General features: G+C 39.3%; 11 protein-coding genes. 5 read left to right on the top strand and 6 right to left on the bottom strand.

Going from position 1 to position 15391, the window contains the following annotated elements:
- Positions 1 to 19 precede the first annotated feature (19 nt).
- On the bottom strand, positions 20 to 391 hold the full coding sequence (locus AC3B5S_RS05550) for a cupredoxin domain-containing protein (RefSeq protein WP_489775102.1): 372 nt from the start codon (positions 389 to 391) through the stop codon (positions 20 to 22).
- Between the two features lie 207 nt (positions 392 to 598).
- Here AC3B5S_RS05550 and AC3B5S_RS05545 point away from each other — a divergent pair, with 207 nt between their 5' ends.
- Positions 599 to 1513 carry a magnesium transporter CorA family protein gene (locus AC3B5S_RS05545; protein ID WP_489790171.1) on the top strand — a complete coding sequence of 305 codons (915 nt, stop codon included), beginning with the start codon at positions 599 to 601 and terminating at the stop codon, positions 1511 to 1513.
- Between the two features lie 139 nt (positions 1514 to 1652).
- Here AC3B5S_RS05545 and AC3B5S_RS05540 read toward each other — a convergent pair whose 3' ends face one another.
- A complete protein-coding gene (locus AC3B5S_RS05540; protein WP_489756692.1) occupies positions 1653 to 3050 on the bottom strand; it encodes an amino acid permease in 1398 nt (465 codons plus the stop codon).
- A gap of 585 nt (positions 3051 to 3635) precedes the next feature.
- On the opposite strand from AC3B5S_RS05540, the gene AC3B5S_RS05535 reads away from it, so the two are divergent.
- Both AC3B5S_RS05535 and AC3B5S_RS05530 read left to right on the top strand, forming a co-directional pair.
- Positions 3636 to 4817, top strand: a complete 1182-nt coding sequence (locus AC3B5S_RS05535; RefSeq protein ID WP_489790170.1) for an aminotransferase class I/II-fold pyridoxal phosphate-dependent enzyme — start codon at positions 3636 to 3638, stop codon at positions 4815 to 4817.
- Positions 4817 to 5806: a D-2-hydroxyacid dehydrogenase gene (locus AC3B5S_RS05530; protein WP_489790169.1), complete on the top strand. Its 990-nt coding sequence runs from the start codon at positions 4817 to 4819 to the stop codon at positions 5804 to 5806. The genes AC3B5S_RS05535 and AC3B5S_RS05530 overlap by 1 nt, the downstream gene beginning before the upstream one ends.
- A gap of 278 nt (positions 5807 to 6084) precedes the next feature.
- Here AC3B5S_RS05530 and AC3B5S_RS05525 read toward each other — a convergent pair whose 3' ends face one another.
- Complete coding sequence (locus AC3B5S_RS05525; protein WP_489769476.1) at positions 6085 to 7560, bottom strand: phage tail tip lysozyme; 1476 nt, start codon at positions 7558 to 7560, stop codon at positions 6085 to 6087.
- Between the two features lie 234 nt (positions 7561 to 7794).
- On the opposite strand from AC3B5S_RS05525, the gene AC3B5S_RS05520 reads away from it, so the two are divergent.
- Entirely contained in the window at positions 7795 to 9081 is a 1287-nt protein-coding gene (locus tag AC3B5S_RS05520; RefSeq protein ID WP_489769475.1) for an APC family permease, read from the top strand.
- 107 nt (positions 9082 to 9188) lie between these two features.
- Here AC3B5S_RS05520 and AC3B5S_RS05515 read toward each other — a convergent pair whose 3' ends face one another.
- Genes AC3B5S_RS05515 through AC3B5S_RS05505 form a run of 3 tightly spaced genes read right to left on the bottom strand, consistent with a single transcriptional unit; the run spans position 9189 to position 11509 of the window.
- The gene (locus AC3B5S_RS05515; protein WP_489756697.1) at positions 9189 to 9983 is read right to left on the bottom strand and encodes a metal ABC transporter permease; all 795 of its coding nucleotides are present in this window, start codon (positions 9981 to 9983) and stop codon (positions 9189 to 9191) included.
- A 1-nt stretch (position 9984) separates the two neighbouring features.
- On the bottom strand, positions 9985 to 10614 hold the full coding sequence (locus AC3B5S_RS05510; protein ID WP_489775100.1) for a metal ABC transporter ATP-binding protein: 630 nt from the start codon (positions 10612 to 10614) through the stop codon (positions 9985 to 9987).
- Positions 10607 to 11509: a metal ABC transporter solute-binding protein, Zn/Mn family gene (locus AC3B5S_RS05505; protein WP_489775099.1), complete on the bottom strand. Its 903-nt coding sequence runs from the start codon at positions 11507 to 11509 to the stop codon at positions 10607 to 10609. The genes AC3B5S_RS05510 and AC3B5S_RS05505 overlap by 8 nt, the downstream gene beginning before the upstream one ends.
- Positions 11510 to 11825: 316 nt before the next feature.
- Here AC3B5S_RS05505 and AC3B5S_RS05500 point away from each other — a divergent pair, with 316 nt between their 5' ends.
- Positions 11826 to 15284, top strand: coding sequence for a hypothetical protein (locus AC3B5S_RS05500; RefSeq protein ID WP_489775098.1), 3459 nt, complete (start codon positions 11826 to 11828; stop codon positions 15282 to 15284).
- Positions 15285 to 15391: the final 107 nt, after the last annotated feature.

The raw sequence follows: 15391 nt of genomic DNA, 5'->3' as shown, positions 1-15391 counted from the left end.
TTCATCTTTTCACCCCAGTTTATTTCACCACAATCTTGCCGTGAAACATTTGCATCCCACAGGAGTACTCAAATTCCCCAGCTTGATCAGTATTAATGGGAATCGTCACCGTTTGATTTTGCGGTAAATGTTGCTTAATACCCCAATCACTAAAAATCACTTCTTCTAAACAGCTGGACGGATCTTTACGAACAAATTCCAGCTGTGCTGGTAAATCTTTTTGCAAAGTGACTACTTCGGGTTGGAAGCCGCCGTCGACCTTAATTTTAGCAACCTGGGTCTGTCCCTTAATTTGTGCCGTTTCTTTAGACGTGGTTCTTTGCGCAAAGAACCACCAACTAATTAAACCAATTAAACCTACGACGATGATTGTAATGATTACTTGTAGCATAACTTGCACCTCCAACTTTAATTTACAAATGTAATATAGCACTAAAAACTACAATTGTAAATTTTTAAAACTAGTCATTTGCTCATTGTTCAATCCTATTATTTTCCCCCCACTTCTCACTGACAATTCATACTCCGGCTTAATTAAACTTTCGTTTAGTGCTAAAATGAGTTGGATACTCAGATCAAAGCATGCGAGGTTAATTATATGATTAAAGCAACGCCGATGACTGATAATTTAAATATTATTGTTACCAAAAATTTAACACTGGAGGACCGTAAGCAACTCCAAGAATTTTACCAAATCAAACCGGATATTATTAATTACGTCACCGACTTAGATGAAAATCCCAATTACGACTATGATCCGTTATATCATACGCAATTAATTATTATCCAAATTCCCAAATTGTTAGAAGCCAAAGATTTACAATACACGACTCAACCGGTTGGTTTGTTATTATTCCGCGAAAATTTGTTTACTTTTAATCCAGACAATAGTATTTATTTCGATCAGGTAATTCAGCAAGTTGTTAATAACCGACCCCAATTAGAACCCCAACAATTAATTTTAAATATTATTTTAAAGTTGATGGATAGCTTCGTGCCGATCATTCATAAAATTACCCAAAAAAGAAATCAATTGGCACATACCTTACGCCAAAAGATTAAAAACAGTGACTTAATCGCGTTATCTTTCTTGCAACAAACCTTAAGTTTATTCTATAGTGGCATTTCCTTAGACGTCAGTGTGATTAAACGCTTGCCTCAGACCCAATTTGTCAAGCACATCAATGAAACCAAAGCCGTCAATGCTGCTTTAATTGATGCCTTAGTTGAAGGTCAACAGGTGCAACAAATGGTGGAAACCGAATTGGGCGTTGTCGAACAAATCTCGAGCACTTTTAATGTCATTGCCAACAACAACCTGAACAGCACCATGAAACTATTAACCGTCTGGTCACTGACCTTAACGATCCCTACGGTAGTTACCGGCTTTTACGGGATGAACGTTGAATTACCTTTTGCCAAATTACATAGTGCTTGGTTACTAATCATTGGCATTATCATCTTGTTGTCACTCTTATTGTTACTGTTATTAAAACAACACAAAAAATTATAAGCTGTGCGCACAATTGCTGGCTAAAAGCCCTTCATAACAAGCAAAAAGGAAATGTTCTGGTAAATTTTGAACAAATTTACGAACATTTCCTTTTTTTATCTTGCTCTTGAGTGAATAGGTAACTCTCAACTAAAATTTTTTAATTGTCCAAATTATCGCCTGTTGTGCCATGACGAATGCCATAGCCTAAATAAATGATCACGCCAATCGCAAACCAGATTAGAGAAGCAATCCAAGTAATTAGTTTTAGTTTGGTCATCAAGTACAGGCACAGTAATAACGAAATAATAGGCAAAATAGGATACAAAGGTACCTTAAAGCCATCATTATGAATATCCTTGCGTTTTCTTAACGGAATAATACCAATGGAAACAAAGGAGAAGGCAATTAAGGTTCCAATGTTCACTAACTCAGCTAAATGGTTCAAATCAACCACGCCACCCATTACCGCAATAATAATCGTGACTACTAGTAAACTATGATTGGGTAAATGATGTTCGTTCACATCACCTAAAAAGCGTGGCAATAAACCATCGCGCCCGATAGCGTAAACTAACCGGGAGCTACTATAAATCATGGTCACCATCATCGTAAACATACCAGCCATCGCGCCAATGGAGATAATGCCAGCTACCCCGTTCAAGTGGAAAAATTGTAAAGCAAAAGCCACAGGATCCGCCACATTTAACTTGGTGTAAGGTAACATTCCTGTTAGAACGGTCGAGACGGCCATGTATAAAATTGTGGCCACAATCAAAGTCCCGATAATCCCAATCGGCAAATTACGCTGCGGATTTTTCACTTCTGGTGCTGAGGACGAGACTGCATCAAAACCTAGATAAGCAAAGAAGACAGTGGAAGCTCCCGCCAAGACACCGTTAGTGCCAAATGGTAAAAATGGTGTCCAGTTCTTAGGCTTAACATAAAAACAACCCACAACAACAAACAGAATAATAATGGCAATTTTGATAACCACCATCCAATCGTTAATCTTCATGGACGTTTGCATTCCGTGCGATAACATCAAAGCAATGAGGACAACCACAATCATGGCTACTAAATTGAAATAAGTTCCTTGACTCGGATTATAAGCACCCGAAATGGCTTTCGGCAAATGAATATTAAAACCACTCAAGAAGGAATTGAAGTACGCTGAAAAACCAACTGAAACCGTCGCAACTGCTAACATGTATTCCAAAATTAACGCCCAGCCAATTACCCAACCGATAAATTGGCCAAAGACAATATTGCCATATGAATAAGCACTACCAGCCACTGGCAGTGATGAAGCAAACTCCGCATAGCACATCGCGGCGGTCGCACAAACAATCGCGGCCAATAAAAAACTCAAAATTACTCCCGGACCGCTCAGCGTTGCGGCAACTGTCCCCGGCATAATAAAGATGCCCGTGCCAATTACCGCCCCAATTCCTAACGCCATTAAATCTTTAGCCGTCATGGTTTTTTGGAATTGTTGATCAGACTCGAGATATTGCTGTACATCTGCTTTTTGGGTCATTTTTTTCCAAATTGACATTTTCACCATTTCCCTTTAATCAAAAATTAATTTTTAGAATAAATTAAATTGTCTGGTCTGTCAAATTTCATTTTTGCTTGGCGGCTAAATTTGACAGGCACCAAAATAAAAGCTTAATTAGTCGACAGACCTAAGCACCCATTATACCAGTTTTTAAAATTGACCAGTTTGAAATTGCGTGGTGCTAAATTTATGATTCTAAAAATTACTGGTGCTTATTTTAAATTAAAATAAAATGAGAGCAAGTCTTGACAGTTTGTTCAAAATATATTAAATTAAGTTTATTCCAACAGTTAGGAGTTTTGACCATGAAGTCATTTACTTATCAACAGTTGAATACTTGGTATTATAACTTTCGTTTCTTTAGGTAGTGTTTGCAATCTCCAATACTGGCGAGTGCAAACACTGAACTGTTCGCACCCGCGAGAAATGAAGGCTTATTTGAGATTAGCCCATCAGGCCTTGCAGGTAAAATTGAAACTGCTAGGCCGATATCAAAATTAAATTGAAATTTTTTGAGTCTAGCAGTGAGATAACAACTGCTAGGCTTTTTATTTGGCATTATTAAGAGAGGAATGAATCCTAATGGACATGACAGACTATTTAAATCACAATTTGGCCCAGGTGAAGCCATCTGCTATTTTAGCTTTTTCCACCTTTGCACAAAAAATTCCCAACATCACTAATTTTACGGTAGGTGAACCGGATTTTGATACTCCGGAACATATTAAGCAAGCGGCCATTGACAGTATCAATGCTAATCGCAGCCACTATGCTCCGTCTAACGGCACCAAGGAACTACAACAAGCAGCGGTTAACTTCTTAGCTACTAAATACCAACAACACTTTGAACCGGGTGAAATTATTATTACCGAAGGGGCTACCGAAGCCATTTATACGGCTATTGTTTCCGTGTTAAATCCTGGCGAACAAGTGATCATTCCCACACCGACTTTTCCACTCTACATTGCCGATGTCACCATTACTGGCGGACAACCAGTCCTCGTTAATACTGCTGCAACCGGCTTTAAGTTAACTCCGGATTTATTGCGCCAAACTTTAGCACAAAATCCCAACGTGCGCATGCTCGTCTTAAATTCACCGGCGAACCCTTCCGGCGTAACTTACACTCAAGCAGAACTACACGCTTTAGCGGAAGTTCTGAAAGATCAACCAATTTTTGTCTTGTCTGATGAGATTTACAGCGAACTAAATTATGATCACGAGCACGCTTCGATCGTCAATGAATTGCCACAGCAAACGATCTTAATTACGGGGGTTTCGAAGTCCCATGCCATGACCGGCTGGCGGATTGGCATCATGGCTGCGCCGCAAAAAATCACTGATGAATTGAGCAAGATCCATCAGTTCACAATTACGACGACTGCTACTGTCACACAAGATGCCGCTTACGAAGCCTTGGCTAACGGTTTGGATGACGCTTTAGCTATGAAGGTTGAGTATCAAAAACGCCGGGACTACTTAATTGAGCACTTACAACAATTAGGTTTCACTTGCGCGCAACCGAATGGAGCATTTTATGTCTTTACCAAAATTGCGCCCGATCTTAATCAAGACGATGAAGCCTTTGCTTATGATCTGGCTCAAAATGGACTCGTAGCTGCGGTACCCGGCTCTTATTTTGGTCCTGGTGGTGAACATTACTTACGCTTCAGCTATGCAACAAGTTTAGACACCATCAAAACGGGTATGCAAAACTTAACTAACTATGTACAACAACAACGACAAGCTAAAGGAGAAAACTAATGAAAATTTTATTATTGAGTGTTCGTGACGATGAAAAAAAGGCAATTAACAATTGGCAAGAACGCCATCCAGAAGTCCAAGTGACAATGTCTGATCAAGAACTCCATCCGGAGACGATTGACTTAGTGAAAGATTATGATGGTTTAGTTATTCAACAACGCAGTCCCATTGAATCCAGTGTTTATCCCGCTTTGAAGGCCGCGGGCCTTCAGCAAATCACTACCCGCACCGCTGGCGTTGATGTCATTGATTTAGTATTAGCTAAACAAAATGGACTCCAAGTTAGCAACGTTCCTGCTTATTCGCCCCGCTCCGTCGCTGAGCTAACGCTCGCCCATACTTTACGTTTAATTCGAAAGCAAGAGTTGGTTGATCAACGAGTTGCTCAACAAGATTACCGCTGGGCCGGTCTACAAGGAACAGAGATTCACACTTTAACCATCGGAATTATCGGTGCCGGTCGGATTGGTGGCACGTCCGCAAAATTATTTAATTTGCTGGGCGCCCAGGTAATTGCTTATGATACCAAACCTAATCATGAGTTGGATTCGATTTTAACTTTCAAAACGAAAACAGAAGTACTGCAAGAAGCCGATGTATTATGCTTACATGTGGACTTAAACCCCACCTCCGAGGACTTGATTGATGCTCCCGAGCTCAAATTAATGAAACCGACGGCCTATTTAATCAATGAATGCCGTGGACCAGTCGTTGACAACGATGCTTTGATTGCTGCTCTACAAGAAAAGCGCTTAGCAGGTGCTGCTTTGGATGCTGTTTCTGGTGAAGAAAAATTCTTTAACTTTGATTTACGTAACAAACCATTACCAAGCAAACAATTAGAAATCTTGCAGGCCATGGATAATGTCATTATCACCCCTCACGTGGGTTTTTATACTAATGTAGCGGTCCAAAACATGGTAGATATTAGCCTAGACGATACTTTACAGCTCATTAGTACTGGCACATGTGAACACCTCATGAATTAGATCAAGTGATAAGGCAATCCTATTAGATATAGTTTGAGTCACATAAAAAAGGTTCATCCAAATTCGGACGAACCTTTTTTAAAATTTCTATCTGCTCATTAATCCTTTTTATTGTACAAAAAAAGTCACCTCCAGCAAAATGAAAGTGACTTCGCAACAGTCCCCGCAAAAAATGCTAGAGATATTGTAGATTTTTCTTCCTGTCCTTCTAAACTTAATAATTATTTTTTGTCAACAATCTACTAATTTTTGTCTCAGCTTCTATTAATATAGTAGATTTAATTTAATTTGGGCACATAATTCCAACTACCATCAGCCGCATTAATCACTAGCCACGTATAGCCTTCAGCACTGACGGTTTTAAAATAATGCACCGTTTCGCCAGGATTATAATGACCTAAAATCTTGCTTTGCAAACTCGGCGTTAGATGAATACTCGATAAAGTCTGCACCACATAGGTTTGCAAAACATTCGTATCTGCCGTTGGTTCAGGTAATAATAAATAGCAGAGATTCCCCGAAGCACTGCGATATTCTAACCACCAATGATCATTTTGATAAAATTTGCGTTGATATTTAATCAGCGTATGTTCCGGCAATTGACCAATCGTATCCGCCTGCGAATTGGGTTGATCATAAACTGGGATCGCTTTTAAAATATGGTATTCGCCGCTAGTATTAATGATGCGTTTCGATGCAATTAATAAGTAACGCAAATCTTTTGACGCGGAACGATAAGCTAACCAATCACCCGCACTATTCGTGAGTTGTTTTTCATAATGAATGACTTTGCCTGCCGCTAGCGTTCCAATTTTTTTGGCCGTAATTTCGGGCTGATCGTAGACAATCGTCTTCTTTAATAAAGTATAGGCGTGACGTGGTGGTTCATGTTGCACTGGTGTTTGATTAGCTGCTGCTTGACTGGGGATTAATACATAACACTTTTGCCCCCGGGGATTGTAATAAACCAGCCAAGTTTGGCCGGCAATTTGTTCCGTATTAACATAATTAATTGTTTCACCAGCCGCGTACTCACCTACAATCATGCCATCTTCATCAGGTTGCAAGCGAATCGGAGTAACTTGATTGACCGTATAATTACGTGGAACAGCTGCTGTTTCGTTTTGAGGTTGTTGTAAATAATGATACCAATACTGAGCTTGTGTCCCACGTTGCAGTTGCAAAGTAGGCGCTACTCCCCGATAGCTCTTTGCAAAAACCTCCGCTAAAACTTCTGGTTTGGCAGTACTTTGAATATATTGCACCCCCGTCATTTCATAAATGGTTGATGGTTGAAAATGTTGACTGATTTGTAATTCGTAATTTAAAAAGGCACACTGCCCTACAACCGTTTGATAATCCAAGTGCTGGTGCTGACACCAACCCGCTAGTTCCGCTAATTTGGTCCACTGCAACAAACCATAACCTTGATTTTGCAGATTAACTTGCAACTGGCTGACAACAGACATATTGCCTAATACTCCCGCAATCGCCTGTTCACTCCAATCCTTAGCTAATAATTCTTGCCGCACTGTCCGTGCAGTTTTAATTTGAAAGGGCTGATAATCAGCACTATAAACCAAACTGGACATGCGGTAAATACTCTGAGCTGTTACCAATTCTGAGGCATTGTCAGAAGTAGAACTGGTATCAGGGTGATCGTTGGCAGCCGCTGCTTGTTCAGGAGTTAATTTAGGTAAAATGGAAGTTTGAAAATGACGCTTAGAAAAATGCGATGAATTTTTTTTCTTCATTAAATTAAGTTCCTTCAATTAAATTCCTACAAAATAATGAAAGCTCTAGATTTATTTTAATACAAAACAGCAGAAATTGCTGTGCAGTTAAAACAAATAATTAATTATCTAACTAGCAATCATTTCATCAATCCAAGTTTTAAACTTATTTTGACCAATCAAAATCCTAACTGAAACTAATGCACTTCGTTATACTCAACTTATGACAATAATAATTGAGAGGAATGTGGCCCCATGCAACAACACAAATTAGGATTTTTCAGTATTGTTTTACTTGGCGTTAATGGCATCATTGGTTCTGGAATTTTTCTACTGCCACAACAAATCGCTCATTTGGTCGGCAATGGTAGCTTTTTAGTCATTATTTTTGACGCCTTTTTAGTCATCAGTCTTGCCCTTTGTTTCGCCCAAGCGGCGACTTACTTTCATGAAGATGGCGGCGCTTATTTGTATGCCAAAAGTGCCTTTGGCAATTTTGTGGGGTTTGAAGTCGGCTTTATGACTTGGGCCATTTGCATTATTGCTCAAGCAACTATGGGTGCTGCTTTAGCCACCGAACTTCAAGCAATCTTTCCCACTATTTTGCACCCAAAGATTATTGTTACCCTCCTGATTATCACTTTAGCTTTATTAAACATTGGCGGTGTGAAAGTTTCCAAAATGTTGATTAATTGTAGTTCATTAGCTAAATTAATCCCCTTAATCCTTTTTATTGTCGTGGGTAGCTTTTTTATCCACGGGACTAATTTGCACACTCAATGGCCCGCTTCACAAAAGCTCATGCAAAATTTTGCGCCAGCAGCAGTGACCATGTTTTATGCCTGTACCGGCTTTGAAAGTATGGTCTTAGCTGCTGGAGAGATGCAGCACGTCCAAAAGAATTTACCGCGGGCTATTATCGTCGTGATCGGTTGCGTTACTAGTATTTATTTACTCATTCAAATCGTGGCTACGGGCATTTTGGGAGCTCAATTATCCCAAGTTGCCGTACCGCTACAACAAGCTGCACACCAAGTTACCGGTTCGTGGGGACAAGCCGTAATGGCTAGTGGGACTCTGCTGTCTATGCTCGGGGTTCTAATCACTTCGAGTTTTGTCACACCGCGCGCGGCCGTTGCTTTAGCAGCTGATGGTAGCCTGCCACATTGGTTAAATTGGCGCAACCATCACCAAGCGCCAGTGTTGGCCATCATAATTGGCACTGCCTTGACTTTAATCATTACTTGGCAAGGATCCTTCAACTTGTTGGCACAAATTAGTGCCGTTTCGCGTTTTGCTCAATATCTGCCAACTTGTCTGGCCGTTTTAGTTTTTGCTAAAACCAAAACCTTAACCGCTCAACAGTTTAAATTAAAAGGTGGACCCTTTATTCCCTTACTGGCTATTGGCGTTAGTTGCTGGTTACTAACGCGAGTCCCTCATCACCAACTATTGTTAGGCTTAGGTGCATTACTCTTAGGCGTTCCCCTTTATGTCGGCATGAAAATTTACCGTCATTGGCAAGTACGAACTAAATCATAATTTTAACCATAAAAAAAGAAAGCGGCTGGGACACAAATCGTTTAATTAACTAATGTTCACCCTGAACATTAATTTTATTGTCCCTACCTCTTTCTTGACCGTTCAATTTAATTACGCACTACTTTATGATACAAAGCGGCGCCCAGATACAAGATGGTTTCAATAGTAGTAATAAAAAAGGTCACCGGTAAATTGGTCCAATAACCGAGCATTAAACCCAACCACGTTCCCATTAAGGCTAAAACAATGCTTATCATGATTAAACTGTGTACCGACTTGCCAAAGAATTGCGCCGTTGCTGCTGGCAAAGTTAATAATGCAAAGACTAACAGTGAGCCGACAATTTGCGACACAATACTAATCGTTAACGACATCATCACCAAAAAAACTAAATTAATTAACCAACTCAGTCGCACACTATTTTGAGCCCCGACTGGATCAAAGGCATCAAATTTTAACCGTCGATAAATCAACAATAAAACAACACATTCGATAATGGCAATGAGTAAAATTTGGTGTACATCGTGCGTACTGATGCCCACAATACTACCAAATAAAATATTGGTGGCATAAGAAGAGCTGGCTTTGGAAATCGACAAAAACAAAACTCCTAGACCCATAAAAAAAGCGGAAATCAAACTAATAATGGTGCCCTTCAAGGCCTTGGTTTTATTAAAGCAACCCGCAATCAGTGCACTCAAAACTGTAAAACAGAGCATGCCATTTAAAGGACTCCAATTGAGCCATAAGCCAAAACTAGCCCCCGAAAAACCAATTTCAGACATCGTGTGCGTTAAGAAAGATAATTTTTTGGCAGTCACAAAAACGCCAATAATCCCACATAATAATGAAATGATGGTGGCGACGATAAACGCATTTTGCATAAATTCATACTGAAACATTCTAATCACGTCCTTGTAATTCTAAGCGTTTAGCTTGACCGTAATGCTGTAGTAATTCCGGATCATGAGTAATAAAGATAACGGTCGTGCCTTGGTGATTCAACTCTTCAACTACATCCATTACTTCAAACTTAGCTTGTTGATCTAAACTCGCCGTGGGTTCATCCAGAATTAGTAATTGCGGTTGATCCACAATTGCTTGAGCTAAATAAGCGCGTTGCTTCTCACCACCGGACATTTGCCCCATCCGTAATGTTTGCTTTTTCAGTAAATGCACCCGTGTTAAAGCAGTCTGCACTTGGCTCTTTTCTTGAGTCGTCAACCACGGACGCAAAGAATGACTGAGCTTTAGGGTAACAAAATCCTTAGCTGCTAAAGGGTAATCTTCATCCAAATTACGAAATTGCGGAACATAACCAATTTGGTTTAAACTAATACGTTCAATTAACTGTCCTTTAGTTGGCAATAATTGTTTTAAAATCACGCGTAATAAGGTGGTTTTGCCCGAACCATTCGGACCAGTAATACAAAAAAAATCTCCTTGCGTAATCGCAAAAGATAGATTTTGAAAAACAATTTTTTGTTCAAACTGAACACTTAGTTGATCTGCTTGAATCAAAACTTTATTCATGTGCTTGCGCCTCAATTTTTTGAACTTGACGATATTGCCGCTGCATCCACTCTTGGTAAGTTAAATGCGCTGGCTGAGTTTCAGTTACTTTGACAATCGGAACATGATGTTTCTGCGCTAATTGAACTAAATTATCAACCACCGTATTGGTTGTTTGTTGATTAACAACAAAAAAAGCAATTTTGTGTTCGGTAATTAACCGCTGTAACTCTTGCACAGCTTGAGGAGTCGGATCAGAACCTTCTTCAATGGCTTTAGCAAACTGTTTATTAGCTACTTGATATCCCATTTGGTGTAACGAGTAATTAAAGACGGGTTCACTGACCGCCACTAACTTTTTAGTGCGTTGTGCTTTAATTTGGTGTAACTGGGTTTGTAGAGGTGCTAAGGTTTTTAAATAGCGGGTTTGATTGCGCTCAAAATTATGCCGATATTGTGGTAATTGGTGACTCAACTTTTTGGTTAATACCACGGACGTTTGTGCTAAAGCCTGCGGGTCATACCAAATGTGCGGATTAGCTCCGAGCGACTTGTGCATCACTTGCCCCACATTAATGGCTTGCACTTGCTGGTTATCTACCAATAATTTATCCATCCAACTGTCATAGCCTAAGCCATTATACACGGCAATGTTTGCTTGACTGGCAGTTTTAGCATCCTGCGTTGTCGGTTCAAAATCGTGCGGATCAGCATTGGGATTAGTAATTAACGATTGAACCTTGGCATGGGAACCAGCAATTTGTCGAGCTAACTGAGCATAAGTCGGCGTAGAAGTAACAATCTGCAGTTTTTGCTGTGTCGCTTGCGGCTGTGAATCTGGCTTTTGACAACCAGTAACGATGAACAAAGTCAAAACTAAAATCAGCCACAACCATCGCCGCTGTTGAACCTTCATCAAAGTAATTCCTCCACTACATAAATTAGTATTAGCTAAATAGTAATAATTACTTTTTAGATTGTATCATACTTTATTTTAGTCGTCTAACCAATCACTAAGCTCTAACTTCTTCCTAATTATGTAACAAATCAGACCTCAATGAATCTAACTAAATTTAAATTGGTATTTTCTGAGAAAGATGTTAAAATACCCTTGTGAAATTTTGCCCTAATTTTAAAATAAGTTTTTAGTTATTTAAAATAATGTTACCAAAAATAATTAAATATCATTTTGTTAAAAATCGTTTTTAATTAGTAAAAGGGTGCTGCCAATCATGAATATTCGCAAAAACTTTCTTTTAAAAGTATTTAAAATAATTGTGCTGCTACTTTTTGGCGAAGTAGTAAGTAACATCCAAATAACTATCGTCAAGGCGCAAGTCAATCCAACTAGTGGTCCTCAATCCTTAACGAAAATAGTAGGACCGGTTACTTTGCCGAACGCTCAAGCCTTTCAAGCACCAGCTATTCAGGTAAGTACTCAAGATAATACCCCCCAAGCTACCGACATTAATGATGGTTTATCTTGGCTGACTTCTTACAAAAACCGATATCTTGGTCAAACAACACCCATTATTAGTCAAGGAAAATCCGTCAACATGGGCTTTACCTTTGGTGATTGGAGTGATACGAGCTTTTATAACCTAAATGCTTATTATCGCGAAGCTAATATTTTTTTACAAGATGGTTCTAGCAAAATTCAAGCCTTCTATGGTAGTGGTGACATAGGACCAAGCTCAAGTTTAGACTATACCGTCCTAGATAGTAACTCTTCGTATTGTCCATCTGGATCTATTTATGCAATGAAAAATGCTACTTATTTTATTTCCAAAAATGCGCAAGGTACTGTCCAAGCTGTTAAAATCATGGGTTATTTGAATTCCAATAATTTAGAGGTTGAAGAAGTTTTACGGCCATCGCGTTATTCTAATGGTAACGTCGCACAAGAATTTTACGTCAAAAATATTTCAACAGCTCCCCAAAGTTATACGGTTGCTAACGAAGAAGATACCGAATTAGAAAGCTCTTCAAATAATAATAATGCTTATGATAATGATCACGTACCCATTTATGCCTTAGGTAATAATCGTGGTATGTATATCAAATCTCCCTATCATCGTTTAAATATCAACACTGATATTAAAGATGGTCCCAATCGTTGGATCGCAGAATACTTTCAAGATTATTTAACGGTGAATGCCTCTGGAACTAGTTCTAAAAATGATTATGAAACAGGTGCTCCTGTTAATACTCGCCTTTTTAAGGGGTCTACTTTTGCTAACGCAACTGGACAAGAAACAGCTCATTATGGTGCTGGCGTCAACTTGCTTCCGATCAGCTATACTACTAAGTACTTATATCCCGATTCGGCCTATGCTTTGCTGTGGCCTAATCAATCCAACCTACCTGTGGGTCAAACTAAGCACTACGCTGTCGAACTGGGTATTAATGCTAGCTCCTACTCGAAGCCTTGGCTAAAGGAAAGTTGGAGTAATCAAACACGCAGTACCGGTAAAAATAATCCGAATGATCAAATCAAATTTACCGTGCAATTGGGTAATGATGGGCAAAACAGTGAATATAAAACGACTAATTTAACTAATTTAGTCCCCACCGGTATTAACGTTGATTCATCTTCTTTACGTCTCAGTGTTAATGGCAGTAGCAAAGCTGTTAGTTATAATGCTGCCAATCATGGCGTTGTATTAAGCACTGCTGATGCAATTGACTTAAAAGACAATCAAACTGCGACGCTAACATTCACGGGTACCATTGCTAATTCAGCTAATGGAACAACTTTAACCACCACTCCGCAAGCTAACTATATGGAACAACAATTAAGTGACCATACCAGTCACAACTTCTCCACAGATGCAATTACCATTCCCGTTGCGAGAAGTATTTATTCAACTCCATCTTTACAAGAACTTTGGAGCAATCAAACACGCACTGATGGCAAAAATTATCCGCAGAACCAAATTAACTTTACCGTTACTCTCGGTAATAAAGGGAGCAATAGTGAATACAAAACTACCAATATCGCTAATATTGTTCCCACAGGAATTGATGTAGACTCAGGAAGTTTCCAACTAACCACGCCTAACGGCAGTAAGAAAACCGTGAGTTACAATGCTGCCAATCGCGGTATTGTATTAAATAGTAGTGATGCCATTGATCTGAAGTATAATCAAACTGCCACACTAACTTTCACTGGCAAAATTGCTAATTCCACTGATGGGCAAACACTGTCTACTACGCCTAATATGTTAATTGTCGAACAGCAAGTTGATGATAATCCCAGCAGTTATTGTTATGGTTCAGCAATTAACTTAACAGTAGCCCAAGATTTTCCTTCAAAACCCTTTTTACAAGAAACCTGGGTGAATCAAACCATAAATGATGGCAACAATTATACGCAAAATCAATTAAAATTTACCGTTACTCTCGGTAATAGTGGTAATGGTAGTGAATATCAGGTAACCAATATCACCAATATTGTTCCCACTGGTATTGATGTGACTTCAGGAAGTTTTCAACTAACTAATCCTGATGGCAGAACTAAAGCAGTAAGTTACAATCCTGCTACTAATAGTGTGAAATTCGGGGCCAATGATGCTTTGAAGATAGCGTATAATCAAATAGCAACCGTCACTTTTACAGGAACAATCAATGATTCCGCTAATGGTAAAACACTGACTATGAGCCCTCAGACAACCATTATCGATCAAAAAGTTGATCAACAGCCTAGCTCAACTTGTCAAGGAACAGCTTTGACCATTCCAGTTATTAATAGTAAATTTTCTGCAACTTTAACACACAGCGCTTTAGACCGAACTGCCCAAAAACTTAATCGAACTTTACCACCTAATTATTACATTCCTGGTGATCAAATTGATTTTTATATGGATTATGCAATTTCGTCAGATAGTACCGATACTGTTTCGACATTAACTTTTACTACTAGGTGTAGTTCGGGTTTAACATTTGATAATTATGCGTTGGCAGATGTTGACGGCAATTCCGATAATTTAAAAACAACTTTTCAAACTGATCATACAACGGCGAATTGGCCCACCAAAGTCACCGTGACTAAACGCAATGGTGAACCGTTTAAAGCTGGCGATCACTTGCGCCTAACAATTACTGGTATCTCTGGTAACTCTCCTGATGGTACGCACAGTAGTAGTTACCAATCCGTTCAACATACGGCAGATGTTTCCGGCACTTTAGCATCCGGACATCAAATTCCATCTGATCCGCAAACGGTGACCGTTACACGCCAAAATTTTGCCTATTTCACTAAGGTTCCTTTAAACCTGGATTTTGGCACAGTATTAACTTCTGGCAAATTGATGCCCAATAAATCCACTAGTGGTAAGTTATTGGTGAACAGTTATTTTCAAAAGAGTACTGATAATGGCATCGCATTGCGAGTCGCTTACGACAATACTGGTGCTAATCGGCTCATAAATAGTACTGATAACTCCAGTATTAATTCCGACCAAAATTCTATCTTGTTCTATCAATATTCACCCGTGCTTAATAGCGGCACTACTGTCACAACCATTGGACCAAGCTCAGGATCTAATAGTGACTTACATGGCTATTATGATCATTTAACTGATTTAACTAGTCTAGTTAATGAAGGAAGATGGCAACTCAATGCAGTCAAAGGTACTAATCCTGGCACCTACAGTGGCAAGATCACCTGGTCTTTAACCAATTCTTTGTAAACCAATTTGCGACCAAATTCATTCAGCAGTTCAATCCTAGCAATGTGCTTTTCTAAAGTGCCACTCTGCCTTTAGTTATCTACCTCGTTAGGTATCAACTGCTGTTT

It is taken from the genome of Bombilactobacillus sp. ESL1094, assembly GCF_058107425.1.
Note: the sequence above shows the minus strand (reverse complement) of the source record. Positions and strands in the feature narration are given on the sequence as shown.

Excerpts from the sequence above, each read along its gene's own strand:
- AC3B5S_RS05550 (WP_489775102.1), bottom strand. The coding sequence starts at position 391 with ATGCTACAAGTAATCATTACAATCATCGTCGTAGGTTTAATTGGTTTA.
- AC3B5S_RS05545 (WP_489790171.1), top strand. The coding sequence starts at position 599 with ATGATTAAAGCAACGCCGATGACTGATAATTTAAATATTATTGTTACC.
- AC3B5S_RS05540 (WP_489756692.1), bottom strand. The coding sequence starts at position 3,050 with ATGTCAATTTGGAAAAAAATGACCCAAAAAGCAGATGTACAGCAATAT.
- AC3B5S_RS05535 (WP_489790170.1), top strand. The coding sequence starts at position 3,636 with ATGGACATGACAGACTATTTAAATCACAATTTGGCCCAGGTGAAGCCA.
- AC3B5S_RS05530 (WP_489790169.1), top strand. The coding sequence starts at position 4,817 with ATGAAAATTTTATTATTGAGTGTTCGTGACGATGAAAAAAAGGCAATT.
- AC3B5S_RS05525 (WP_489769476.1), bottom strand. The coding sequence starts at position 7,560 with ATGAAGAAAAAAAATTCATCGCATTTTTCTAAGCGTCATTTTCAAACT.
- AC3B5S_RS05520 (WP_489769475.1), top strand. The coding sequence starts at position 7,795 with ATGCAACAACACAAATTAGGATTTTTCAGTATTGTTTTACTTGGCGTT.
- AC3B5S_RS05515 (WP_489756697.1), bottom strand. The coding sequence starts at position 9,983 with ATGTTTCAGTATGAATTTATGCAAAATGCGTTTATCGTCGCCACCATC.
- AC3B5S_RS05510 (WP_489775100.1), bottom strand. The coding sequence starts at position 10,614 with ATGAATAAAGTTTTGATTCAAGCAGATCAACTAAGTGTTCAGTTTGAA.
- AC3B5S_RS05505 (WP_489775099.1), bottom strand. The coding sequence starts at position 11,509 with ATGAAGGTTCAACAGCGGCGATGGTTGTGGCTGATTTTAGTTTTGACT.
- AC3B5S_RS05500 (WP_489775098.1), top strand. The coding sequence starts at position 11,826 with ATGAATATTCGCAAAAACTTTCTTTTAAAAGTATTTAAAATAATTGTG.